Raw genomic sequence first — 3,580 nt, 5'->3', positions numbered from 1 at the left:
CGGGTGGGTGATCGGCCGATCGATGATGACGCACTCAGCGTAGCCATCCGCTCACTCGGCGTGCATCTGCTTTTCTCCCGCCCCGGAGGCCGGCTGGTGCAGACGTCGCCGAGCGCTGCCGACGAGGAGGCGCTGCGCGTGGCGATCGCGGCCGCGCCGCAGGCCGAGGCGGCGAAACCCGCGCTCTGGGCGGGCGCGTCGTGCGTGAATGGGCGCATGAGCGAGATCGTCTCCTTCACGCACGACACGGACGGCGAACGACTGAGCGGGGTGTACGGCGGTGACGGCGACGCCGGCCCGGGGCGGGCCACCGTCGTCCTGCTGCACGGGGCCGGCACCGGCAGCAAGGAGCGGCTCGTGCCGCTCCTCGCGGAGTTCGTCGCCCGCGGGTGCCGCGCCCTCGCCTTCGACTTCTCCGGTCACGGCGACAGCACGGGCACGCTCGCGGAGCTGAGCCTGCGCCGACGCTTCGAACAGGCCGTGGCCGTGATCGACGCCCACGCCCCGGCGGACGGTCCGCTGGTGCCGGTCGGGTTCAGCATGAGCGGGCAGACGGTGGCCGACCTCGTCGCGCACTACAGGGACCGGGTGACGGCGCTGGGGCTGTGCGCTCCGGCGGTGTACGCGGCCGAGGCGTGGGAGCTGCCGTTCGGGGACGGCGCCGGCCGCTTCAGCGAGATCATCCGTACGCCCGGCAGCTGGCGCGGCTCCCCCGCCCTCGACGTGCTGCGCGCCTTCCCGGGCCGGGCGGTGCTGGCGGTCCCGGGCGACGACGCGGTCATCCCGCCCGCGGTGACACAGGCCGTGCAGGAGGCGCTGACGGCCCGCGCCCACTGCTTCCGCCTCGACCTGCCCGACGCGGACCACCGGCTGGGCCTTCGGCTGCGCGACCACGAACCGGACCGTCGTGCCCTGGTGAGCGCCGTGCTGTCCGGGTCCGCAGGACCGGGCCCGGGTCAGCTCTCCGGTGCGGCCCGCACCACCCCGGCCGCCACGGCGGCGACCAGGTTGGCGTGATCGTCGGCGGTCCGGTCGGCGTAGGCCGTCGCGAAGTCGGCGACGGACCGGTCGAAGGTGTCGGCGGAGCCCAGGTAGGAGGCGATGGCGATGCGGTCGCCGGAGCGGCCGTGGGCGCGGGCCAGGACGGTGCCGCACAGCCGGGCGTACCGCTGGAGGGCGGCCGGGCTCGCGCCGGCGACGTTCGCCGGGCCTTTCGTGTCGCGCAGCTGACGCCAGTAGAAGGCGCGGCCCTGCGGCCCGGTCGTCCAGCCCAGGAAGATGTCCCCGGCGGCCTGGAGCAGCCGCTGTCCCGCGACGACCCGGTGGCCGGGGTGGACGTAGGGGCCGCTGGGCAGATGCCGTTCCAGTACGGATTCCCTGGCCTCCTTGATCTGGAGGAGCAGCGGGTCGTCGTCGTCCACTCCGGCGAGCAGCACGAGGAAGCAGCGGGTGCCGACGCTGCCGACGCCGACGACCTTGCGGGCCGCGTCGACGAAACGGTAGCGGTCCAGGAGCAGCCGGCGCCCCTCGGAGAGGGTGGAGCGGTAGTCGCTGAAGAGCTTGCGCAGCGCGGCGGTGTCGGAGGGGCCGACGGACTCCAGGAAGGGCGGGTCCCGGACGATGCGCCGCCGGCCGTCGACGGTCTCGGTCAGTCTGCCGAGGGCATGGAGGCTGGTGCGGCGGCGGGCGCGGGTGAGGCTGGACTGCGGACGGCGCCGGCCGTCCCGGACCAGGGGCAGCAGCCGGTCGGTCTCGACGCGCTCGTACCAGGCGGCGAGTTCACCGAGCCGGGCCAGGCGTCGCATGGCGGTGTGGTACCCGGCCGCGGCCGCGAGGGCGGCCTGGCGGACCTTCGGCTCGGGGTGGCCGTTCTCCCGGGCGGCGACGGCGATTGAGGCGGCGAGCCGTTTGACGTCCCATTCGAAGGGACCGGGGAACGTCTCGTCGAAGTCGGTGAGATCGAACAGCAGGGTGCGTTCCGGGGAGGTGTACAGGCCGAAGTTGAGCAGCTGGGCGTCGCCGCACAGCTGGACGGTCAGACCGGTGTGCGGCTGGGCGGCGAGGTCGGCGGCCATGACCGCGGCGGCCCCGCGCAGGAAGGCGAGCGGGGAGGTGCTCATCCGCCCGTAGCGGACCGGCAGCAGCTCCGGCAGCCGGTCCCGGCCCTGCCGTTCCAGTACGGCGACGGGGTCGGGTCGTTCGACCGGGGGCAGCCACAGGCCGTGCGCGGAGCGCGCCACGTACTTGCGGGCGTCCTTGCCGCGCTGGGCGCGGTCGGCCGGGGAGGAGGTCATGGCCCGGCCCCCCGCCCTGCCGTCCCCGGAGCGGGTGTGGTGCCCGGGAGTGCCGTCCGCGTCCGCCGTGGTCTGCCGTGCCGCTTCATCCGACCTCCCTGCCGAGGCACACCCCCATGAGGGCAGTAAAAACGCTGGGCACGAGGGGCGCACACCCGGCGGTGCGATCGTGTGACGGGCCGGTCCGGGCCCGATTGTCAGTGGTGTCGGCGAGGATGGTCCGCAGGACGGCGGTGCACGCACGGGCGGAGGTCGGCATGGGCGACGGGCGACGGTACATCGACGGGGCGGAGCGGCGGGCCCGGCTGGCGCTGCGCCACCGGCTGGCGGGCCCGGCCCGGGCCACGGCCCCCGAGGACGTCGCCCGCTCCCTGGTCGCCCTGCACGGCAGCGACCCGGCGACGGTGTATCTGGCGGTGGGGGCACGGCTGACGGATCCGGCGACCACGGTCGACGCGACCGACCGGGCGCTGTACGAGGACCGTGCCCTGGTGCGGATGCACGGGATGCGGCACACGGTGTTCGTCTTCCCCGCCGCGCTGACCGCGGTCGTGCACGCCTCGACCGGTCTCGACGTGGCCGCCCGTGAGCGCGCCTCGCTGCTCAAGGACATGGCGAAGGCGGGCGCGCCGGACGCGGCCTGGCTGCGGGAGGTCGAGGAGTCGGCGCTGGCCGCGCTGGCCCGGCGCGGGCAGGCGACGGCGACCGAACTCGCCCGGGAGGAGCCGCGGTTGCGGGAGAAGTTCGCGTACGCGGCCGGGAAGAGCTACGAGGGCGTCCACACCGTCTCGACCCGGCTGCTGAGGGTGCTGGGGGTCGAGGGGAAGGTGGTCCGCGGGCGCCCGCTGGGGTCGTGGACGTCCAGCCAGTTCCGCTGGGCCCCGGCTCCCGAGCATCCCGAGCTGGACGCCGCCGAGGCCCGGGCGGACCTGCTGCTGCGCTGGCTGACGGTCTGCGGGCCGGCCACCGAGGCGGACCTGAAGTGGTGGACGGGATGGCGGGTCACCGACGTCCGGCGGGCGCTGGCCTCGATCGGGGCGCGGGAGGTGGAGCTGGACGAGGGCACGGGGTACGTCACCGACGGCGACGTCGAGCCCGTGGCCGGGCCCGGTGAGCCGTGGGCGGCGCTGCTGCCCGCGCTCGACCCGACGGCCATGGGCTGGCAGCAGCGGGACTGGTATCTGGCGCCCGAGCTGCGTCCCCTGCTGTTCGACTACAGCGGGAACATCGGGCCGACGGTGTGGTGGAACGGGCGGGTGGTGGGGGGCTGGGCGCAGCGCCCGGAC

3 protein-coding genes are annotated in these 3,580 nt (G+C 75.2%); 2 read left to right on the top strand and 1 reads right to left on the bottom strand.

Annotated elements, in window-relative coordinates; genetic code table 11:
- The coding region (locus FNH09_RS45350) for an alpha/beta hydrolase (RefSeq protein WP_238427483.1) at window positions 1-1,017 on the top strand (1,017 nt) is incomplete at its 5' end.
- On the opposite strand, the gene FNH09_RS45345 is transcribed toward FNH09_RS45350, so the two are convergent.
- Window positions 957-2,294 (bottom strand): DUF2252 domain-containing protein, encoded by a 1,338-nt coding sequence (locus FNH09_RS45345; protein ID WP_152895708.1) that lies wholly within the window; start codon window positions 2,292-2,294, stop codon window positions 957-959. The genes FNH09_RS45350 and FNH09_RS45345 overlap by 61 nt on opposite strands.
- Before the next feature lie 257 nt (window positions 2,295-2,551).
- Between FNH09_RS45345 and FNH09_RS45340 the strand changes: the two genes are divergently transcribed.
- The coding region (locus FNH09_RS45340) for a winged helix DNA-binding domain-containing protein (protein WP_152895709.1) at window positions 2,552-3,580 on the top strand (1,029 nt) is incomplete at its 3' end.

It is taken from the genome of Streptomyces adustus (genome assembly GCF_009377175.1).
Classification (GTDB): Bacteria; Actinomycetota; Actinomycetes; order Streptomycetales; family Streptomycetaceae; genus Streptomyces; species Streptomyces adustus.
This window is presented reverse-complemented; position numbering and strand designations above follow the sequence as displayed.

Bases quoted from the DNA above. Each gene is read 5' to 3' on its own strand.
- FNH09_RS45345 (WP_152895708.1), bottom strand. From the start codon at position 2,294: ATGACCTCCTCCCCGGCCGACCGCGCCCAGCGCGGCAAGGACGCCCGC.